Here is an 18,396-nt window from a genome sequence, read left to right on the forward strand (position 1 = left end):
GCGCCCCGGGCCGCACTACGGTCCGGGGCCGCTCATGGTCGTCAGGCCGGCTTGGCCACCATCAGGTAGAAGATCGCCATGAAGGCCAGGAACGCCGGCCAGCCCAGGGCGAACCACCAGCGCATATAGAGAGTGGCGCGCATCGGCATCGGCGTCCCATCGCGCAAGGCTTGTTCAGCCATCTTGTGCACCCGGATCTGCAGCCAGACCACCGGCAACCAGCACGCCCCCGCCAAGACATAGAGCCCCAGGCTCCACATCAGCCAGGACTGCTGGATCGACCACCCCGCCAAGTGGATCAAACCCAGCCCGCTCAGCGGCTGGAACACCGCCGTGGTCGCGGTGAAGGCCCAGTCGGCGAACACCAGGTGCCTGAAGGTCACGGCGATCACCTGCACCTGGCCACTGCGCCAGGCCCGCAAGGCGTAGTAGGCCGACCCGGCACCCAGGCCGAAGAGCACGGTGGAAGACAGGATATGCAGGGTTTTCAGCAGCAGGTAAGCGCTCATCGACGAGGTTCGGTCCACAACAGCCAAAGGGTCGCCACCATCAGCACCAGGTTCTTGGCGACGGCGGCATAAGGGTCAAACCAGAAATGCGGCAGGATCAGGCTGATGATCAGCGTGTAGCCGAGCATCAGCAGCAACTGCGCCTGCATGGCCCGCCGGCGCCAGCGCCGTAGCAGCAGGCCGACGCCCAGTGCTGCGTCGCAGAGCGAACCGCCGATCACTGCCAGCACCGCCCAGGCGCCCTGTACCCCGGCCTCGGCCATGATCCGCAGGCCCCAGTCGTAGCCGGGACCGACGCACACCACCGCCGTGCCGAGCCAGATCAGCACCATCACTGCCAATAACAACGGCCGCAGCACCCACTGGGTGGTCTGCCCGGCCTGGGGCCAGTCTTGCAGGCGCGTCGCCAACGGCGCGGCGTGATAACCACAGACCGATGCCAGCGCCTCGGGGTCGGCCAGGTTGTCTTGCCGGGCCATGCTCAGGCTTTGCCGGCTCAAGGCCCGCCAACCCAGGCGCTCGCCCAGCAGCGCGGCCAGGCCCAGGAACGGCCCCGGCAGTTGCAGGTAACGAGCTGGCGCCCAGCCCTGGGCTGCCCGCAGGCGATCGAGCAATTGCCCCATGGTCATCCGCTCCGGGCCGACCAGCGGCAAGACCATGGACTCTTGCGGCCAGTGCCGCAGCAGCGCCAGCACCGCGGCGCTCAAGTCATCCACATGCAGGGGCTGCATCCGCGCCTGGGCGGACAGCAGCGGAATCAGCGGCCAGGGCGACAATCGCGCCAGCCAGCCACTGCTGGCGCCCCCGGCACCGAGCACCAATGACGGGCGCAGCACTACCGCCGGAATATTAAGGCCCAGCAGATAATCGTCCGCCATGGCCTTGCTCGCCAGGAACGGCACCCGGGGCTGGCTGCCGGCGCCCAACGCGGAAATCTGCAGCACCCGGGCGCCGCGGGCCGCAGCCAGGTCGAACAGTGCCCGCGTGCCCAAGTCCTGGGTCAGGCTCAGGGCCTGGGGATCATTGCTCAGCAGCCCGGCGGCATTGATCAGCAGGTCGGTATCCGCCGGCAGCTCGAACGAACCGGGCTCGCGACCGAGGCGATCCAGGTCCAGTTGCAGCCACTGCACCCCGGGCAAACCCCGAGGTTGTGGCTGGCGACTGGTAGCGATCAATTGATGGCCGGCGGCGTGCAACGCTGCCAGCAGATGACGGCCGACGAACCCCGTGGCCCCCACCAGAACGACCTTCATGGCAATCCTTAAAGCCGGGTCAGACCGGCTTGGCCCCCATGAGGCCGGCAATGGTGACGAAGCACAGGGCACTGAAGACCGCCAGGACCAGGGTAAAGGCCAGACCACTGGCGGCCTTGGCCACGCGCAGCCGATTAAGGCGCACCATCAGCCATAGCCAGGCCAGCGCGCCCAGGGTGTAGAGCACGCTGGAGCCCAGGACCCAGGTCTGCCCCAGCGGCCAGCCCACCAGGTGCACCAGCCACCAGCCGGTGACCGGCAGGGTCACCAGGCCCAGGGCCAGCAGCAGCCAGCCGAACAGGCCCGGACGGTGCAGCACCCGGCTATAGACGGTCGCGTCACCCTGGCGACGCAGGCGCCAGACCCAGATCGCCAGGCCCAGCGCGCTGCCCAGCAGCAGCACCGTGGCCAGTATATGAAGTGTCTTGAGCGTGGTCAGCGTTTCCATATTCTCGCGTCCTTAAGGCCTCGATCCTCAGCGTAGCCGCTCAGCCCAGGAACAGCTGGTAGGCCGGATTGTCGCTTTCGTCCCAGTACGGATATCCGATCTGCTCCAGGGCCGCCGGCACCAGGTGGCGCTCCTCGGCCGGCACTTGCAGGCCGGCGACCACTCGCCCGTCCGCCGCGCCGTGGTTGCGGTAGTGGAACATGGAGATGTTCCAGCGTCCGCCCAGCTTGTTGAGGAAGTTGAACAAGGCGCCCGGACGCTCCGGGAACTCGAAGCGCAGCACCAGCTCGTCGCTGACCTTCTCCGCCCGGCCGCCGACCATGTAGCGAATATGCAGCTTGGCCAGCTCGTTGTCGGTCAGGTCGATCACCGGGAAGCCCTGCTCGCTCAGGTTGGCGATCAGGGCACTGCGCGGATCGCTTTCCGGGTGGGTCTGCACGCCAACGAAGATATGCGCCTCGCTGCCGGTGTTGTAGCGGTAGTTGAATTCGGTGATCTGGCGCTTGCCCACCGCCTCGCAGAACGCCTTGAAGCTACCGGGCTGCTCGGGAATGGTCACGGCGATGATGGCTTCGCGGCCCTCACCCAGCTCGGCGCGCTCGGCCACGTGGCGCAGGCGGTCGAAGTTGACGTTGGCGCCGGAATCGATGGCCACCAGGGTCTGCCCGGTGATGCCACACTGCTCGACGTACTTCTTGATCCCTGCCACCCCAAGGGCCCCGGCAGGTTCGGTGATCGAGCGGGTATCGTCGTAGATATCCTTGATTGCCGCACAGATCTCGTCGGTGCTGACCGTGATGACCTCGTCGACATGGTCCTTGCAGATATCGAAGGTATGCTGGCCGATCTGCGCCACGGCCACGCCGTCGGCGAAGATGCCCACGCTCGGCAACACCACCCGCTCGCCGGCGGCCATGGCCATTTGCAGGCAGTTGGAATCGTCCGGCTCGACACCGATGACCCGGACCTCCGGGCGCAGGTATTTCACGTATGCGGCGATGCCGGCGATCAGGCCGCCGCCACCGACCGGTACGAAGATCGCATCCAGCGGGCCGGGATGCTGGCGCAGGATCTCCATCGCCACCGTGCCCTGCCCGGCAATGGTGTGGGGATCGTCATAAGGATGGATGTAGACGTAGCCCTTCTCATCCACCAGCTTCAGCGAATAGGCCAGCGCCTCGGGGAAGGTATCGCCGTGCAGCACCACCTTGCCGCCACGGGAACGCACGCCTTCGACCTTGATCTCGGGAGTGGTCTTGGGCATCACGATGGTGGCCTTGACCCCCAGCACCTTGGCGGCCAGGGCCAGGCCCTGGGCATGGTTGCCCGCCGATGCAGTGACCACGCCACGGGCGCGCTCGGCGTCGGTGAGCTGGGTCAGCTTGTTGTAGGCGCCACGGATCTTGAACGAGAACACCGGCTGCAAGTCTTCGCGCTTGAGCCAGACCTGGTTGCCCAGCCGCTCGGAGAGCTGGCGGGCGGTCTGCAATGGGGTTTCCACGGCAACGTCATAAACGCGCGAGGTGAGGATCTTCTTTACGTACTGTTCGAGCATCGGAAAGCATCACTGAGCGGGTTGGGCAGGGCCAAGGAGTCTAACCCAGCGTTTGCCCGGGCGACCACACGAATCCAGAGGTTTTAGCCTGCCTGCGGGCCCTGTGGGCAGCGCCGCCGGGCGAGTGGCCAGACGGGCAATGACCTGGCCGGCGCCGACGCCTATAATGCCGGGCTTTGTGCCCCCCTGCCCGCTTCGGAGCCCGCATGACCCAGGATCAACTCAAACAGGCCGTCGCCCAGGCCGCCGTCGACCTCATCCTGCCGAAACTCGACGACAAGAGCATCGTCGGGGTCGGCACCGGCTCCACCGCCAACTGCTTCATCGACGCCCTGGCCCGGCACAAGGGCGCCTTCGATGGCGCCGTGGCCAGTTCCGAAGCCACCGCCGCGCGCCTCAAGGGCCACGGCATCCCGGTGTATGAGCTCAACACCGTCAGCGAGCTGGAGTTCTACATCGACGGCGCCGACGAAAGCGATGCGCACCTGAACCTGATCAAGGGCGGCGGCGCGGCCCTGACCCGCGAGAAGATCGTCGCGGCCGTGGCCAAGACCTTCATCTGCATCGCCGACGCCAGCAAGCTGGTCTCGGTGCTGGGCGCCTTCCCGCTGCCGGTGGAAGTCATCCCGATGGCCCGCAGCCACGTGGCTCGCGAGCTGGTGAAGCTGGGCGGCGATCCGGTGTACCGTGAAGGCGTGATCACCGACAACGGCAACATCATCCTCGACGTGCACAACATGCAGATCAGCAACCCGGTGGAGCTGGAAAGCCAGATCAACGCCATCGTCGGCGTGGTCACCAACGGCCTGTTCGCCGCGCGTCCCGCCGACGTGCTGCTGCTGGGCACCGCCGAAGGCGTGCAGACCCTCAAGGCCTGATCACGCTCCCCCTGCCGGATTGGCCGCTGTGGCGAGCCAATCCCGGCAACGCCCGGGCTAGCGCGCGGGTTTCTTGAAGACGTAGAACAGGTTCGGTTCGCTGACCAGGTACAACGTGCCTTCATCGTCCATGGCGATACCCTCGGCCTGGGGCACCGCCCGGTCCAGGCCCTGGCGGCCCTTGCCCAGCGCCAGGGTGCTCAGGGGGCGCCCCTGGGCATCCAGCTCCAGCACCAGTCGCGACTCATCCGACAACGCCAGCAGATGGCCGCTGCGCTCATCGTATTGCAGGCTGGAAAGATCACGCACGAACAGCGCGGCATCCCGCTTGGGGTTGTTCACCACGTGCATGCCATAGGGCGTGTCCGGCTCGCTGTCGGGAAACCCCTGCACCTCGTAGATCAGCATCGGATCGCGCTCCTTGGCGACGAACAGGCGCTTGCCCCGGGAGTCGTAGGCCAAGCCCTCGAACCCCTTGTTGCCGCTCAGGTGCACACCGAGGGTCACCTGCTCGGACTGCGCCGCATCTACTACCTGGGTGTCGTCCTGCAGATGGATCTTGATCAACCGCTGCTGGCGCTCGTCGCTGATCACATAGGTCCCGGCACTGATGAACTCCACCGCCTCGGGATCGGCGAACCCCACCAGGGCGATACGCCGCAGTACCTGCCCGTCCAGGGACAGCTCGATCAGCTCCGGTTGCTTGTTGGTCACGGTGAACAGGCTTTTGCGCAACGGGTCGTAGGTCAGCGCCGAGACATCGTCCAGGCCCTCGATGGGCTGGGCCTCGCGCACCATTCGGTAATCGCCCAGACCCAGCGAATGCGGATCACCCGCTTGCCAGTAGGCCTGCCAATCGAACCAGGCGCGCTGCCACAGCCGATGGTTGTGGGCGAATGCCGCCAGCAACATGACTACAAGACCAAGGAGCAGGTAGAGGGGATGGAGACGACTCAGGCGATACATGGCAGGCAAGCTCGAATACAGGACGGCCACATGAATATCACCGGCGCCTGAATTCAAGCTTAATCGGCAGGCCCCGGACAACGCCTGGGACCGGTGTTCAGCGCTTCTCGAAGCGGTAGAACAGGTTGGACTCGCTGACCATGTACAGGTTGCCCGCCTCGTCCATGGCTACGCCTTCGGCGCGGGGGATGGTGTTCTTCAGGCCGTTGAAACCACCGAGCAGGGTCATGAAGCTGACTTGCTCACCCTGCTCGTCCAGCTCCAGCAGCAAGTGCGACTCGGCCGACAGCACCAGGGTGTGGCCGGTACGCGGATCGATACCCAGGGCCGACAGGTTGCGCAGGTCGAGCTCGTCGCTGGGCAGCCTTTGCTTGTCGCCCTTGAGCACACGACCGTCGCTGCTCCAGGTGAACAACGCTGGTGGCCGTTCCTCGCCCAGCAGCAACTGCTGCTTGCGCGGATCCCAGGCCACGGCTTCGAAAGCCTTGTTCTGGTCTTCCGAAGGGCCCAGGTCGTACTTGGGGAAATCGGCGATGTTCAACTGGCTGGTGGAGCCATCGACCTTGACGATCACCAACGAATGTTCGCGCTCGTCGACGATGGCCATCAAGCCATCCTCCATGACCGCCACGCCTTCCGGATTGCTCCAGCCCACCAGCGGGATCTTGCGCAGGACATCGCCCTGCAGGCTCAGCTCCACCAGGAAAGGATGCTTGCCCATCACCGAGAACAACGTCTTGGTCCTGGGGTTGTACGAAAGATCGGAAGCTTCGTCGCGCTCCAGGCCAGGCAGCAACTTGGCATCGATCACCGCCCGATAGGCCGGCAACCAGATACTGGCACTGCGCTCTGCAGGAGTGACGAAGCCTTCCTGCAACCAGAGCACGCCGCGATCGTCCCAGTGCATGATGCTGGCCAGACCATAGCTGATCACCCCGGCCAGCAGCAGCCAGGAATACCAGCGCATGCGCAGTCGCAGACGGCGAGGGACATTGGATTTGGTCAGAGGTTGGGCATCCATTTCACAGATTCCAGAAGCTCGGCCTTAGGTAATAGCACGCGAATTTGAACGCTGCGAACCATAAACTGCAGGATTATCCGGGTGAAATGTGAAAAAACGGTAAAAGCGCGGAAGGCTTTCTGCGAGATGTCCGGCTTTTCGGTGCCTCGCAGAAAGTTTCCGATCAACGGACAGTGCTGGTGAAGCGGCTGGCGCCCGGCAATTCCAGCACCAGCTCGTCACCGACATTCAGCGGACCGACACCCACCGGAGTACCCGTGAGGATCACATCGCCGGCCTGCAACGAAAAGCAGCCGGCCATGTACTGGATCATCGGCACGATAGGATTGAGCATGATGCTGCTGTTGCCATCCTGGCGTACCTCGCCATTGATGGTCAGGCGAATGCCGATGTCGGTCAGGTCGGCGAAGGTGCTGCCTACCACGAAAGGCGCGATTACCGCGGCGCCGTCGAACGACTTGGCGATTTCCCAGGACAGGCCCTTGGCCTTGAGCTCGGCCTGCTTGTCGCGCAGGGTCAGGTCCAGGGCCGGGGCGAAACCGGAGATGGCATCCAGCACTTCTTCGCGACTGGGCTTGGGGGACAGCGGCTTGCCGATCAACACCGCGATCTCGGCCTCGTAATGCACCGAACCACGCTCGGTGGGAATGGCAAAACCGTCTTCCAGGGGCACGACACAGCTGCCCGGCTTGATGAACAGCAGCGGCTCGGTGGGAACCGGGTTGTCCAGCTCCCTGGCGTGCTCGGCGTAGTTGCGACCGATGCATACCACCTTGCCCAGGGGAAAATGAATCCGGGTACCGTCGACATACTGGTGCTGATAGCTCATTACCGACTCCTGTTCGTACGCGTGTTCAGGGCTGCCCGGACTCAAGCAGCGAAGATCTTGCCCGGGTTCATGATGCCGTTCGGGTCGAAGACCGCCTTGACGGCCTTCATGTACTCGATTTCCACCGGCGAGCGGCTGTAGGTCAGGTAGTCGCGCTTGGTCATGCCCACGCCGTGCTCGGCGGAAATCGAACCATTGTGCTTCTCGACGGTTTCGAACACCCACTTGTTGACCGTGGCGCACTTGGCGAAGAACTCGTCCTTGCTCAGGTTTTCCGGCTTGAGGATGTTCAGGTGCAGGTTGCCGTCGCCGATGTGGCCGAACCAGACGATCTCGAAATCCGGGTAGTGCTTGCCGACGATGGCGTCGATTTCCTGGAGGAATGCCGGCACCTTCGATACGGTGACCGAGATGTCGTTCTTGTAGGGCGTCCAGTGGGAGATGGTCTCGGAGATGTACTCACGCAGCTTCCACAGGTTCTGCAGCTGGGTTTCGCTCTGGCTCATCACGCCATCCAGGACCCAGCCCTGCTCGACGCAATGCTCGAAGGTTTCCAGGGCGTGGTTGGCCACTTCCTCGGTGGTGGCCTCGAACTCCAGCAGGGCATAGAACGGGCATTGCGATTCGAATGGCGCCGGTACGTCGCCGCGGGCCAGGACCTTGGCCAGCGCCTTGTCGGAGAAGAATTCGAAAGCCGTCAGGTCGACCTTGCCCTGGAATGCATGCAGCACCGGCATGATCGAGTCGAAATCAGGCGTGCCCAGGACCATGGCAGTGAGATTCTTCGGCGCCCGGTCCAGGCGCATGGTGGCCTCGACCACGAAACCCAGGGTGCCCTCGGCACCGATGAACAGCTGGCGCAGGTCGTAGCCGGTGGCGTTCTTGATCAGGTCGCGGTTCAGCTCCAGCAGGTCGCCCTTGCCGGTGACCACCTTCATGCCAGCCACCCAATTACGGGTCATGCCGTAGCGAATGACCTTGATCCCGCCGGCATTGGTGCCGATGTTACCGCCAATCTGGCTGGAGCCTGCCGAAGCGAAGTCCACCGGATAGTACAGGCCGTTTTCTTCCGCCAGGTTCTGCAGTTGCTCGGTGACCACGCCTGGCTGGCACACCGCGGTGCGGTCGGTCAGGTTCAGGTCGAGAATCTGGTTCATGTAGTCGAAGGCCACCACCACCTCGCCGTTGGCCGCTACCGCTGCCGCCGAAAGCCCGGTGCGACCGCCTGAAGGCACCAGCGCCACCTTGTGCTGGTTGGCCCAGCGGACGATGGCCTGGACCTGTTCGATGGTCTTGGGGAACACGATGGCGGTCGGCGCGGGGGCGAAGTGCTTGGTCCAATCCTTGCCGTAGGCATTCAGCGAGTCAGCGTCGGTCAGCACCTTGCCGGGCTCAACCAGGGTCTTCAGCTCATCAATCAGGGCAGGATTGGTCATCGACAGAACTCTCGAACAATTCATGGTCATCCTGAGAACGCTTCACGTCGCAGGAATGAGTGTTTAGCGGGGCGCGTATGCTAGCATACCGCCCCCGCAGAAGAGTGCCCAAGGGCCTTCTGCGGTGTCGGCCGCGCGCCGCCCAGGTCAGCTCAAGCTGTCCACTTCCCTGCCAATTTTCTCCGGGACACAGGTTTACGCAGATGAGCAAGACTTCTCTCGATAAGAGCAAGATCAAGTTCCTTCTCCTCGAAGGCGTCCACCAATCCGCTGTCGACGTGCTCAAGGCCGCCGGCTACACCAACATCGAGTACCTCACCAGTTCTCTGCCCGAAGCCCAGCTCAAGGAAAAGATCGCCGATGCGCATTTCATCGGCATTCGTTCCCGCACCCAGCTGACCGAGGAGATCTTCGACCACGCCAAGAAACTGGTCGCGGTGGGTTGCTTCTGCATCGGCACCAACCAGGTTGACCTGTCCGCGGCCCGCGAGCGCGGCATCGCGGTGTTCAACGCGCCTTACTCCAACACCCGCTCGGTCGCCGAGCTGGTACTGGCCGAGGCCATCCTGCTGTTGCGCGGTATCCCCGAGAAAAACGCCTCCTGCCACCGTGGCGGCTGGATCAAGAGCGCAGCCAACTCCTTCGAGATCCGTGGCAAGAAGCTGGGCATCGTCGGTTATGGCTCCATTGGCACCCAACTGTCGGTCCTGGCCGAGGGCCTGGGCATGCAGGTGTTCTTCTATGACACCGTGACCAAGCTGCCACTGGGCAACGCGACCCAGGTGGGCAACCTGCACGAGCTGCTGGGCATGTCCGACATCGTCACCCTGCACGTGCCGGAAACCGCGGCCACCCAGTGGATGATCGGCGAGAAGGAAATCCGCGCCATCAAGAAGGGCGGCATCCTGATCAACGCCGCGCGCGGCACCGTGGTCGAGCTGGACGCCCTGGCGGACGCGATCAAGGACAAGCACCTGATCGGCGCGGCCATCGACGTATTCCCGGTCGAGCCACGCTCCAACGACGAAGAGTTCGAAAGCCCGCTGCGTGGCCTGGACAACGTGATCCTGACCCCGCACATCGGTGGTTCCACCGCCGAGGCCCAGGCCAACATCGGCCTGGAAGTGGCCGAGAAACTGGTCAAGTACAGCGACAACGGCACCTCGGTGTCCTCGGTCAACTTCCCGGAAGTGGCCCTGCCTGCCCACCCTGGCAAGCATCGCCTGTTGCACATCCACGAGAACATCCCGGGCGTGATGAGCGAGATCAACAAAGTCTTCGCGGAAAATGGCATCAACATCTCCGGCCAGTTCCTGCAGACCAACGAAAAGGTCGGCTACGTGGTGATCGACGTCGACGCCGAGTACTCGGACCTGGCGCAAGAGAAGCTGCAGCACATCAACGGCACTATCCGCTGCCGCGTGCTGTTCTAACAGAAGCTTCAAGCGGCAAGTCTCAAGCTGCAAGCAAGGGCCCGCCCTGGTTTGTAGCTGCAGCCTTGTAGCTAGCCGTACAAAAAAGGGAGCCTTGATGGGCTCCCTTTTTTGTACGGCGTTTACGCTTATTTCACGGTCACTGTGATTTTCTTCGAAACGATCACCGGGTCGAACGGTACGTGGTTCTTGTCCCCCAGTTCCAGCTGAAGGGTGTGCTTGCCCGGGGCCAGGGTCACTTCGGTCTCGGTCTGGGCCTTGCCGAAGTGCAGGTGGTTGGCGTCCATCGGAATCGGCAGGTTCTCGGCCGGTAGCTGGTCGACATCGATCAGCAGGTGGTGATGACCAGTGTTGGCGGTCTGGTCGCCCGCTGGCGCCAGGGCGATGCCCTCGACCCCGAACTTCACCTTGAAGGTCTTGTCCACGGTTGCTCCATCAGCCGGGGAAACAATCGACACCTTGGCACCGGCAGGGGCCTGCGTACGAGGAATTTCAGCCGCGCCGGCGAGCATCGAGGCTCCCAGCAACAAACCCGCCAGGGCCGCACAAGACATATACTTTTTCATTATCTTCTCCAGTTTTCCGCGATTCTTTTACGGTTATGACAACTTTGTGGCTGTTCGTTGTCGAAGGCACTCAACACCTTAGCAAAGCGAGCCTGAACAGCGCATCGCTCACATGAATTCAAGGAGTGACCATGCGTTTTTTGCCTGGCCTGATACTTTTGCTGCCCCTGGCGAGCACCTGCGTCCACGCCGAGTTGATGGATGACATCAACGACCGCGGGGAACTGCGTATCGCCCTTGAAGCCGATACTCCACCCTTCAACTTCAAGGATGACGGCAAGCTCAGCGGCTTCGAAGTCGAGCTGGGGCAGTTGCTGGCCAGCGAACTGGACGTGCGCGCGGACTTCGTGGTGACCGACACCGACGAGTTGCTGCCCGGCGTCGAGAGCGGAAGGTTCGACGTGGCCATCAATCACATAGCAGTGACACCGGAGCTCAAGGACCGTTTCGACTTCAGCGAGCCCTACAGCTACTCCAGCGCCCAACTGATCGTGCGCAAGGAAGAGCAGCGCCCGCTGTTTTCCCTGCAATCCCTGCGTGGCCGGGCCCTGGGCGTGGCCCAGGGCAGCCAGTTCGTCGACCAGGCGCGGACCGTCGAAGGCATCAACCTGCGTAGCTATGCCGATGCCCAGCAGCCGATCAAGGATGTGGCGGACAAGCAGATCGACGCCGCCATCAGCGACCGCCTGCTGATCCCCTATGCGATTCGCGACAGCCGCCTGCCGGTGAAGGAAGGCGCCAAGGTGGGACCGACCCTCAGCCTGGCGATCCCCTTCCAGAAAGGCAACCCGGCATTCCGCGCCAGCCTGGATAGCGCCTTGCAGCGGATCAAGGCAGATGGCCGGCTGATGGCCCTGTCGGAGAAATGGTTCGGCATGGACGCCAGCAAGCCGCCCAAGGGCCAGGCCGAGCAATAAGCCTGACCTGTAGCCGGCGCAGGACGCAGGGACTTCATGGCCGCCAGAGGTTGGCGGGAAAGCACCCAGTAAGGCTCTTCAGGCCTTTTCGCAGCCTCGCAGAAACTCGACAGCGGCTACGAGGACAAGGCAGCGAGGGCGCTGGCGGCCTCGAGCAGTTGCAGTTCGCTGAAGACCTGCACGCCGTGCTGCTTGAGCAAGGCGGCGGTGACCCCCTCTCCCGGGACCTTGACCCCACTGAAGGTGCCGTCATAGGTCCACAGGTTGCCGCAAGACGGGCTGTTGGCCTTGAGCACGGCAATACGGATGCCATGCTTTTCCACCAGGGCCAAAGCCTGCCGGGCCCCGCAGAGGAACTCGGCGCTGACGTCTTCACCGGCCGTGCTCATCACCGGCGCCCGCCCCTGCAGCACATCGATGCCCTGGCCGCCCGGGATTTCCGCCGCGGCCCGCGGTGTCGGCAAGCCACCAGCCACTTCCGGGCACAGGGCCACCACCCGCCCCTCCTGCTGCCAGGCCGCCAATTGATCGAAAGGACCACTGGCGCCGCCGTCGTAGCGTACGCGGTGGCCCAAAAGGCAGCGGCTGACCAGGATCTTGTGCATCGTCAGAACGGCTCGTTGCCACGGCGCCGGAACCAGCCGGTCAGGGACAGGCGCTCGCGGGTCGCGGGCAGGACCTCATGGGGCAGCTCGCCGGAGAGGAACACCACCAGCCGGCCGCCGAGCGGGTCGACATCGTGCTGCCCCTGGTCCTCGAGGTACATGCGCAATTGCCCGCCATGCTCGGGCAGCCATTGCGAGTTGAGGTAGATCACCGCCGACACCATGCGCCGGTCATCGTCGCGAAAGCGGTCCACATGGCGCTTGTAGAAGGCACCCGGCGGATACATCGCGAAATGACACTCGAAATCCTCCAGGCCAAGGAACAGGCCACGGTTCAAGGCTTCGCGCAGGCTGTCCATGAGCGCCAGGTAGGCGTCGCTGGCCTCGGCCTGGCCGGGTTCGAGCCACTGGATATGGTCGCCACGGATACCCTCGCGGATTTCCTGGGCGAGCCCGCGCCCGACCGCCGCTGGAGCCAGTTCGCCCTCGGCCGCGCGTTTACGGCACTCGGCAGCCAGGTCGAGGGTCAGAGCCTCAGGCAGGAAAAGATCCTGCTGCGACCAGCCACGGGCGGCCAGGTCGTCGACGATGCTCAACAACAGCGGATGATCAGAGGGTATGTGCATGGCGCGCATAGTATCCAGCCGCAGATAAATCCGACAGAGCCGCAGGGCGGCAGATTCAGCTTTTTTTCCAACGCGCCTGGAACCGTGACTTCATCTGATACGAATTCTCGACAACCACCGCCTTGCCCCGGAGAATAGTCGCCTGCTGACAGGAGTCCTTATGCGTCGTTTGCTTTTCTCACTGTTGATGTTCTGCACCTTGCCTGCCTGGGCAGACAGCCACGACCAGTTGTACAAGGTCGCCGGTTGGGCAGAGCAGCGCGCGCATTTCAGCGATGCCCTCAACGCCGCCCAGCAGCGTTACCAGAACAGCCTGCCGCCAGCGGTCTACCAGGCCCTGGTGGAAAACAGCAACCAGCGCTTCGCGCCCCAGTCGGTGGATCGCCGCGCCGAGGAGCAACTGCGCCAGAACCTGGCCGACCCCGCTCCCGCCCTGGCCTTTTTCCAGTCGCCCCTGGGCCGCAAGATCGTCGCCGCCGAGCTACTGGCCACCCGCCGCGACCAGCTGGCCAAGAATGCCCAGGGCTTGCCGAAGATGCAGGCCAGCGATAATCGCCAATTGATCATCGGCCACCTGGCCCAGGCCCTGCCCGCCCGCGAAGCCGGCGCGGAAGTCAGCCTGGCCATCGCCGGGGTCGCCGCCGACAGCCTGAGCCAGATGATTCCCGGCTTGCTGGGCAACGGCCAGGCCCAGGGCATGCTCAATGGCCAGCGCCAGCGCCTGATGCAGCAGATCGGCAATGACCTGAACAACACCCTGCTGTACGTCTACCGGGACCTGTCCGACACGGAACTGGAAGAGTTCGCCACTTTTGCCGAGTCCGCCGAAGGCAAGGCCTATTACCAGGCGGCCCTGTCTGCGATCCGCGCCGGCCTGGCGGTGGGCCAGAGCACCTCCAGCCTGGCTCCCTGACCCGGCTACTCACCTGCCCCTGCCGAGCCCGCGAGGCAGGCGCGCTCCCGGGACTCAAACGTGCCGGGTCAGGAAGGCGAAATACTGGTCGCGGTACAGCGGCACCTCGTTGGCCAGGTGGTGCCGCGCTTCCGGCAGCATCAGCACCTCGGGTGCGCTGAACTTGCTGCGGATCACTTGCAGGTTGTGCTGCCAATCCACGGTCATGTCCGCCTGCCCCTGCACGATCACCGGCTGCCGGTCGCTGCGCGGGGCCGCCTCCAGCCGCTTGATCCAGTGCGCCAGCGCACCGACCCAGGCCGTCGGCAGGCGCTGGGGTTGCAAGGGGTCGGCCTGGAGGAAGGCGAGGAAGTCGTGGTCGTTGGAGTTCTCGCTGAAACGCCGGGCAATGCCGCTGACGAAGGGCCGCAACAGGTAGTAGCTGAACAACGACCAGCCCCAGGCCCGTGGCCGCACCAGCGGCGAGAGCAAGATCACCTGGCCCTGGGCCGGGCTCTGGGCGCCCTGGTGCAGCAGGTGGTCGATGACGATCGCCCCGCCGGTGCTCTGCCCGAACAGGTGCCAGGGCTGGGGCAATTCCAGGGTCCGCGCCTGCTCGAACAGACCCTGCAATACCCGCTGGTACACCGCGAAATCGTCGATGCTGGCGCGCTCGCCGCTGGACAGTCCATGCCCCGGCAGGTCGCAGGAAATTACCACGAAGTCGCGCTGCAGCGCCCACTCGATTACATGCCGGTACAAGCCCATGTGATCGTAGAAACCATGGAACAGGAACAGCGTCGCCCGGGTTTGCTCCGGCCACCAGGCCTGGGCGACCACCTCATAGCCATCCACCTGGAAGCGCCCCAGGCGACTGCGCGGCACCCGGGCGCGGTCGGCGAAATCCAGCCCGTAGAAACGCTGGTAGGCCTGGCCCTGGGCCGACAGCGGCTGGCCAGCCGCCAGGGGTTGCAGGCTGGCACGCAGGAGGTCGGGGTCGAAGGTCATGGGCAGGGAGGTTTGCAAAACGGGGACACCAGAGCAAAACGGGCTTTATGGGCCTGCGATATTCATCTGTCGCGGCAAGCATGGCAAGCTACGCGACCTTCGAGGACCTATCTCCATGCGCCAGCCCTACCGCACATCCCTGCTCGCTAGCCTGCTCGCCCTGATCTGCGCCGTGGTCCTGTGGAGTGCCTACGACTGGTTCCAGGGTCGCTACCTGCGGGCCTTCAGCGAGCACACAGCGATGTTCTCCGGCGATCCATTGCAACTGCCCGCCGAACTCGCCGGACCGGGAGCGATCCGCCTGGTGCACTTCTGGGACCCGGCCTGCCCTTGCAACGTCGGCAACCAGCAGCACCTGGCCGAACTGATCGAAACCTACGGCCCACGGGGCGTGGAGTTCTATTCGGTGCGCAAGGCCGGCAGCCACGGCCAGTTGCCGGTCACCCTGGAGCGCCTCAAATCCCTGGAGCACCTGCCCGGCGCCGAGCAGATTCCCGCCAGCCCCGCCGTGGCGATCTGGGACCGCAACGGCAAGCTGGCCTACTTCGGCCCCTATAGCGAAGGCTTGACCTGCAACTCCAGCAACAGCTTCATCGAACCCATCCTCCAGGCCTTGCAAGAAGAGCGCGCGGTCAGCGCCACCCATACCCTGGCGGTCGGCTGCTATTGCCCATGGGCCAACGGCGCCGAGCAAGGCATTCGCGACTAATCGAGGACTGCCTCCTGCGCACCGCAGGCCAGATGTGCTACATGTCTGCTGCCCGACCAGGGCGGCACCGAACATAACAACGCAGCAAGGAGCCCGCATGAAACGCAGCCTCACCATCGTCGCCGTGTTGATCCTCGCCCTGTTGGTGGGCCTCGGCGGCTACCTGTACAGCAAGCAGCCGGTGCGTCAGGGCCAGGTGGAGCTCAGCGGCCTGCAGGGCTCGGCCACGGTGCGCTACGACGAGCGCGGCGTACCGCATATCCGCGCGGAGAACGAAACCGACCTGTACCGCACCCTGGGCTACGTGCATGCCCAGGACCGGCTGTTCCAGATGGAAGTGCTGCGCCGCCTGTCCCGTGGCGAGCTGGCCGAGATTCTCGGGCCCAAGCTGCTGGACACCGACAAGCTGTTCCGCAGCCTGCGCATCCGCGAGCGGGCCGACAGCTACGTGGCCGGGCTCGACCGCCAGTCTCCCGCCTGGCAAGCCCTGCAAGCCTACCTGGACGGTATCAACCAGTATCAGGACAGCCACCCACGGCCCATGGAGTTCGACATCCTGGGCATCCAGAAGCGGCCCTTCACCGCCGAAGACACCGTCAGCGTCGCCGGGTTCATGGCCTACAGCTTCGCCATGGCGTTTCGTACCGAACCGCTGATGACCTACATTCGCGACCAACTGGGCAACGACTACCTGAAGGTGTTCGACCTGGAGTGGCAGCCCAAGGGCGTCCTGGCCAACGGCAAGACCCCAGTCACGCCGCACCTGGCCGCTATCGACTGGCAGGACCTGGCGCGAATCGGCCACCTGAGCCAGCAGGCCCTGGCCGACGCAGGCCTGCCGCAATTCGAAGGCAGCAACGCCTGGGCCGTGTCCGGCAGCCGGACCAAGAGCGGCCGCCCGCTGCTGGCCGGCGACCCGCATATCCGCTACTCGCTGCCATCGGTGTGGTACGAGGCCCAGCTCTCGGCCCCGGGCTTCGAGCTCTACGGCCACTACCAGGCGCTGGTGCCGTTTGCCTTCCTGGGTCACAACCTGGACTTCGGCTGGAGCCTGACCATGTTCCAGAACGACGATCTGGACCTGATCGCCGAGAAGGTCAACCCGCAGAACCCCAACCAGGTCTGGTTCCATGACCAATGGGTGGACCTGATCAGCAGCGAGCAGCAGATCGCCGTCAAGGGCCAGGCACCGGTGACCCTGACTCTGCGCCAGTCGCCCCATGGCCCGATCATCAACGACATGCTCGGCAGCACCGTGGGCAAGGCCCCGATCGCCATGTGGTGGGGATTCCTGGAGACGCCCAACCCGATCCTCGACGGCTTCTACCAGCTCAATCGCGCCGACACCCTGCCCAAGGTCCGGGCGGCCGCGGCCAAGGTCCATGCGCCGGGACTGAACATCGTCTGGGCCAATGCCAAAGGCGATATCGGCTGGTGGGCCGCCGCCCTGTTGCCCAAGCGTCCGGCCGGAGCCAAGCCGAGCTTCATCCTCGATGGCAGCACCGCCCTGGCGGACAAGGACGGCTTCTACCCCTTCAGCGCCAACCCCCAGGAAGAAAACCCGGCCCGGGGCTACATCGTCTCGGCCAACTTCCAGCCGACCTCCCCCACCGGCATGGAGATTCCCGGCTACTACAACCTGCCCGACCGAGGCCAGCAACTGGATCGCCAGCTCAGCGACAAGACGCTGAAATGGGACCTGGAGAACACCCAGAAGCTGCAACTGGGCACCACCACCGCCTACGGCCCGCGCTTGTTGGCGCCTTTGCTGCCAGTGCTGCGCGAAGTGGTCGTAGCCCCCGAGGAACTCAAGCTGGTGGAGCAACTGGCGCAATGGCAAGGCGACTATCCGCTGGAATCCACCAGCGCCACCCTGTTCAACCAGTTCCTGTTCGAACTGGCCAACGCCACCTTCCATGAAAAGCTCGGCGATGCCTATTTCGACGCCCTGATCCAGGCCCGGGTGGTGGATGCCGCCCTGCCGCGCCTGGCGGCAGACCCCGACTCGCCCTGGTGGGACGACCGCACCACAGCGCAGCGGGAAAGCCGTGCCGATACGGTGAAACAAGCCTGGCGCGCCAGCATCGACCACCTCAAGCGCACCCTCGGACCAAACCCGGCGCAATGGCGCTGGGGCAGTGCCCACACCCTGACCCATGGCCACCCGCTGGGCATGCAGAAGCCCCTGGACCGCGTGTTCAACGTCGGGCCGCTGGAGGCCCCCGGCAGCCATGAGGTACCGAACAACCTCACCAGCAAGATCGGCCCGGCGCCCTGGGCGGTGGTCTACGGCCCTTCGACCCGGCGCATCATCGACTTCGCCGACCCGGCCCATAGCCTGACCATCAACCCGGTCGGCCAGAGCGGTGTGCTGTTCGACAAGCACTATGACGATCAGGCCGAGGCCTACATCGAAGGGGTTTACCAGCAGGCGCACTTCAGCGAAGAGGAAGTCACCGCCAACACCCGCAGCACCCTGAAGTTGCTGCCGGCGCGCGTCGCCCAGTAATGGATCCGCCCAGGTCGGCCGCGGGATCGTCTACAGGGCCCGACGCAGCCGGCCTGGAGCCCTGAAACTGGCAGCGCAGATCGAGGCCGCCATCAAGGCCGGCGCCACCGCGAGGAAGTGGCCACGACACTGGCCACCGCGATTTCGCTGAATGCCGCAGCGGCCTATATCTACTCACTGCGCACCCTGGAGGCGTATGACAGCCTGAAACCTTGATCGCACAGGAAATGCCAGGC

General features: G+C 64.4%; 18 protein-coding genes and 1 pseudogene. 7 read left to right on the forward strand and 12 right to left on the reverse strand.

The window, feature by feature from the left end; translation table 11 throughout:
- Positions 1–41: 41 nt before the first annotated feature.
- The 4 genes from ACK6AU_RS05155 to ilvA are packed head-to-tail and all read right to left on the reverse strand — an operon-like array spanning position 42 to position 3,765.
- Positions 42–509 carry a DUF2269 domain-containing protein gene (locus ACK6AU_RS05155; protein WP_185697002.1) on the reverse strand — a complete coding sequence of 156 codons (468 nt, stop codon included), beginning with the start codon at positions 507–509 and terminating at the stop codon, positions 42–44.
- Positions 506–1,762: an SDR family oxidoreductase gene (locus ACK6AU_RS05160; RefSeq protein WP_185697001.1), complete on the reverse strand. Its 1,257-nt coding sequence runs from the start codon at positions 1,760–1,762 to the stop codon at positions 506–508. The genes ACK6AU_RS05155 and ACK6AU_RS05160 overlap by 4 nt, the downstream gene beginning before the upstream one ends.
- Before the next feature lie 19 nt (positions 1,763–1,781).
- Positions 1,782–2,210, reverse strand: a complete 429-nt coding sequence (locus tag ACK6AU_RS05165; protein ID WP_409298089.1) for a DUF2269 family protein — start codon at positions 2,208–2,210, stop codon at positions 1,782–1,784.
- Between the two features lie 40 nt (positions 2,211–2,250).
- Entirely contained in the window at positions 2,251–3,765 is a 1,515-nt protein-coding gene (gene ilvA / locus ACK6AU_RS05170) for a threonine ammonia-lyase, biosynthetic (protein WP_409298091.1), read from the reverse strand.
- A gap of 206 nt (positions 3,766–3,971) precedes the next feature.
- On the opposite strand from ilvA, the gene rpiA reads away from it, so the two are divergent.
- Positions 3,972–4,643 (forward strand): ribose-5-phosphate isomerase RpiA, encoded by a 672-nt coding sequence (rpiA, locus tag ACK6AU_RS05175; protein WP_022641685.1) that lies wholly within the window; start codon positions 3,972–3,974, stop codon positions 4,641–4,643.
- 57 nt (positions 4,644–4,700) lie between these two features.
- Here the strand turns inward: rpiA and ACK6AU_RS05180 are convergent, their stop codons facing one another.
- From ACK6AU_RS05180 to ACK6AU_RS05195, 4 genes are all read right to left on the reverse strand, one after another.
- Complete coding sequence (locus ACK6AU_RS05180; RefSeq protein WP_409298094.1) at positions 4,701–5,609, reverse strand: SdiA-regulated domain-containing protein; 909 nt, start codon at positions 5,607–5,609, stop codon at positions 4,701–4,703.
- Positions 5,610–5,706: 97 nt separating this feature from the next.
- Positions 5,707–6,630, reverse strand: a complete 924-nt coding sequence (locus tag ACK6AU_RS05185) for an SdiA-regulated domain-containing protein (RefSeq protein WP_185696997.1) — start codon at positions 6,628–6,630, stop codon at positions 5,707–5,709.
- Between the two features lie 163 nt (positions 6,631–6,793).
- On the reverse strand, positions 6,794–7,459 hold the full coding sequence (locus ACK6AU_RS05190; RefSeq protein ID WP_409298096.1) for a fumarylacetoacetate hydrolase family protein: 666 nt from the start codon (positions 7,457–7,459) through the stop codon (positions 6,794–6,796).
- A gap of 41 nt (positions 7,460–7,500) precedes the next feature.
- Positions 7,501–8,895, reverse strand: coding sequence for an FAD-binding oxidoreductase (locus ACK6AU_RS05195; protein WP_185696995.1), 1,395 nt, complete (start codon positions 8,893–8,895; stop codon positions 7,501–7,503).
- A 203-nt stretch (positions 8,896–9,098) separates the two neighbouring features.
- Here ACK6AU_RS05195 and serA point away from each other — a divergent pair, with 203 nt between their 5' ends.
- A complete protein-coding gene (serA, locus tag ACK6AU_RS05200; RefSeq protein ID WP_185696994.1) occupies positions 9,099–10,328 on the forward strand; it encodes a phosphoglycerate dehydrogenase in 1,230 nt (409 codons plus the stop codon).
- Positions 10,329–10,456: 128 nt separating this feature from the next.
- Here serA and ACK6AU_RS05205 read toward each other — a convergent pair whose 3' ends face one another.
- Positions 10,457–10,894 carry a DUF4399 domain-containing protein gene (locus ACK6AU_RS05205; protein ID WP_185696993.1) on the reverse strand — a complete coding sequence of 146 codons (438 nt, stop codon included), beginning with the start codon at positions 10,892–10,894 and terminating at the stop codon, positions 10,457–10,459.
- A gap of 131 nt (positions 10,895–11,025) precedes the next feature.
- Here ACK6AU_RS05205 and ACK6AU_RS05210 point away from each other — a divergent pair, with 131 nt between their 5' ends.
- A complete protein-coding gene (locus ACK6AU_RS05210; protein ID WP_185696992.1) occupies positions 11,026–11,811 on the forward strand; it encodes a transporter substrate-binding domain-containing protein in 786 nt (261 codons plus the stop codon).
- Positions 11,812–11,927: 116 nt separating this feature from the next.
- Here the strand turns inward: ACK6AU_RS05210 and ACK6AU_RS05215 are convergent, their stop codons facing one another.
- Together ACK6AU_RS05215 and ACK6AU_RS05220 are read right to left on the reverse strand one after the other, a co-directional pair.
- The gene (locus ACK6AU_RS05215) at positions 11,928–12,416 is read right to left on the reverse strand and encodes a DUF523 domain-containing protein (protein ID WP_409298100.1); all 489 of its coding nucleotides are present in this window, start codon (positions 12,414–12,416) and stop codon (positions 11,928–11,930) included.
- A 2-nt stretch (positions 12,417–12,418) separates the two neighbouring features.
- On the reverse strand, positions 12,419–13,051 hold the full coding sequence (locus ACK6AU_RS05220) for a 2OG-Fe(II) oxygenase (protein ID WP_185696990.1): 633 nt from the start codon (positions 13,049–13,051) through the stop codon (positions 12,419–12,421).
- Positions 13,052–13,202: 151 nt separating this feature from the next.
- On the opposite strand from ACK6AU_RS05220, the gene ACK6AU_RS05225 reads away from it, so the two are divergent.
- Complete coding sequence (locus ACK6AU_RS05225) at positions 13,203–13,955, forward strand: DUF2059 domain-containing protein (RefSeq protein WP_409298102.1); 753 nt, start codon at positions 13,203–13,205, stop codon at positions 13,953–13,955.
- A gap of 54 nt (positions 13,956–14,009) precedes the next feature.
- Here the strand turns inward: ACK6AU_RS05225 and ACK6AU_RS05230 are convergent, their stop codons facing one another.
- Positions 14,010–14,948, reverse strand: a complete 939-nt coding sequence (locus ACK6AU_RS05230; RefSeq protein ID WP_409298128.1) for an alpha/beta hydrolase — start codon at positions 14,946–14,948, stop codon at positions 14,010–14,012.
- Positions 14,949–15,057: 109 nt separating this feature from the next.
- Here ACK6AU_RS05230 and ACK6AU_RS05235 point away from each other — a divergent pair, with 109 nt between their 5' ends.
- From ACK6AU_RS05235 to ACK6AU_RS05245, 3 genes and pseudogenes are all read left to right on the forward strand, one after another.
- Positions 15,058–15,651, forward strand: a complete 594-nt coding sequence (locus ACK6AU_RS05235) for a DUF6436 domain-containing protein (protein ID WP_185696988.1) — start codon at positions 15,058–15,060, stop codon at positions 15,649–15,651.
- 97 nt (positions 15,652–15,748) lie between these two features.
- The gene (locus ACK6AU_RS05240; protein ID WP_409298104.1) at positions 15,749–18,160 is read left to right on the forward strand and encodes a penicillin acylase family protein; all 2,412 of its coding nucleotides are present in this window, start codon (positions 15,749–15,751) and stop codon (positions 18,158–18,160) included.
- Between the two features lie 82 nt (positions 18,161–18,242).
- Positions 18,243–18,376: pseudogene (locus ACK6AU_RS05245) on the forward strand (carboxymuconolactone decarboxylase family protein); the annotation flags it as partial.
- Positions 18,377–18,396 lie beyond the last annotated feature (20 nt).

The organism is Pseudomonas sp. KCJK8993, from assembly GCF_046230915.1.
In the GTDB taxonomy this organism is placed as follows: Bacteria; Pseudomonadota; Gammaproteobacteria; order Pseudomonadales; family Pseudomonadaceae; genus Aquipseudomonas; species Aquipseudomonas piscis.

Bases quoted from the DNA above. Each gene is read 5' to 3' on its own strand.
- ACK6AU_RS05155 (WP_185697002.1), bottom strand. From the start codon at position 509: ATGAGCGCTTACCTGCTGCTGAAAACCCTGCATATCCTGTCTTCCACC.
- ACK6AU_RS05160 (WP_185697001.1), bottom strand. From the start codon at position 1,762: ATGAAGGTCGTTCTGGTGGGGGCCACGGGGTTCGTCGGCCGTCATCTG.
- ACK6AU_RS05165 (WP_409298089.1), bottom strand. From the start codon at position 2,210: ATGGAAACGCTGACCACGCTCAAGACACTTCATATACTGGCCACGGTG.
- ilvA (WP_409298091.1), bottom strand. From the start codon at position 3,765: ATGCTCGAACAGTACGTAAAGAAGATCCTCACCTCGCGCGTTTATGAC.
- rpiA (WP_022641685.1), top strand. From the start codon at position 3,972: ATGACCCAGGATCAACTCAAACAGGCCGTCGCCCAGGCCGCCGTCGAC.
- ACK6AU_RS05180 (WP_409298094.1), bottom strand. From the start codon at position 5,609: ATGTATCGCCTGAGTCGTCTCCATCCCCTCTACCTGCTCCTTGGTCTT.
- ACK6AU_RS05185 (WP_185696997.1), bottom strand. From the start codon at position 6,630: ATGGATGCCCAACCTCTGACCAAATCCAATGTCCCTCGCCGTCTGCGA.
- ACK6AU_RS05190 (WP_409298096.1), bottom strand. From the start codon at position 7,459: ATGAGCTATCAGCACCAGTATGTCGACGGTACCCGGATTCATTTTCCC.
- ACK6AU_RS05195 (WP_185696995.1), bottom strand. From the start codon at position 8,895: ATGACCAATCCTGCCCTGATTGATGAGCTGAAGACCCTGGTTGAGCCC.
- serA (WP_185696994.1), top strand. From the start codon at position 9,099: ATGAGCAAGACTTCTCTCGATAAGAGCAAGATCAAGTTCCTTCTCCTC.
- ACK6AU_RS05205 (WP_185696993.1), bottom strand. From the start codon at position 10,894: ATGAAAAAGTATATGTCTTGTGCGGCCCTGGCGGGTTTGTTGCTGGGA.
- ACK6AU_RS05210 (WP_185696992.1), top strand. From the start codon at position 11,026: ATGCGTTTTTTGCCTGGCCTGATACTTTTGCTGCCCCTGGCGAGCACC.
- ACK6AU_RS05215 (WP_409298100.1), bottom strand. From the start codon at position 12,416: ATGCACAAGATCCTGGTCAGCCGCTGCCTTTTGGGCCACCGCGTACGC.
- ACK6AU_RS05220 (WP_185696990.1), bottom strand. From the start codon at position 13,051: ATGCGCGCCATGCACATACCCTCTGATCATCCGCTGTTGTTGAGCATC.
- ACK6AU_RS05225 (WP_409298102.1), top strand. From the start codon at position 13,203: ATGCGTCGTTTGCTTTTCTCACTGTTGATGTTCTGCACCTTGCCTGCC.
- ACK6AU_RS05235 (WP_185696988.1), top strand. From the start codon at position 15,058: ATGCGCCAGCCCTACCGCACATCCCTGCTCGCTAGCCTGCTCGCCCTG.
- ACK6AU_RS05240 (WP_409298104.1), top strand. From the start codon at position 15,749: ATGAAACGCAGCCTCACCATCGTCGCCGTGTTGATCCTCGCCCTGTTG.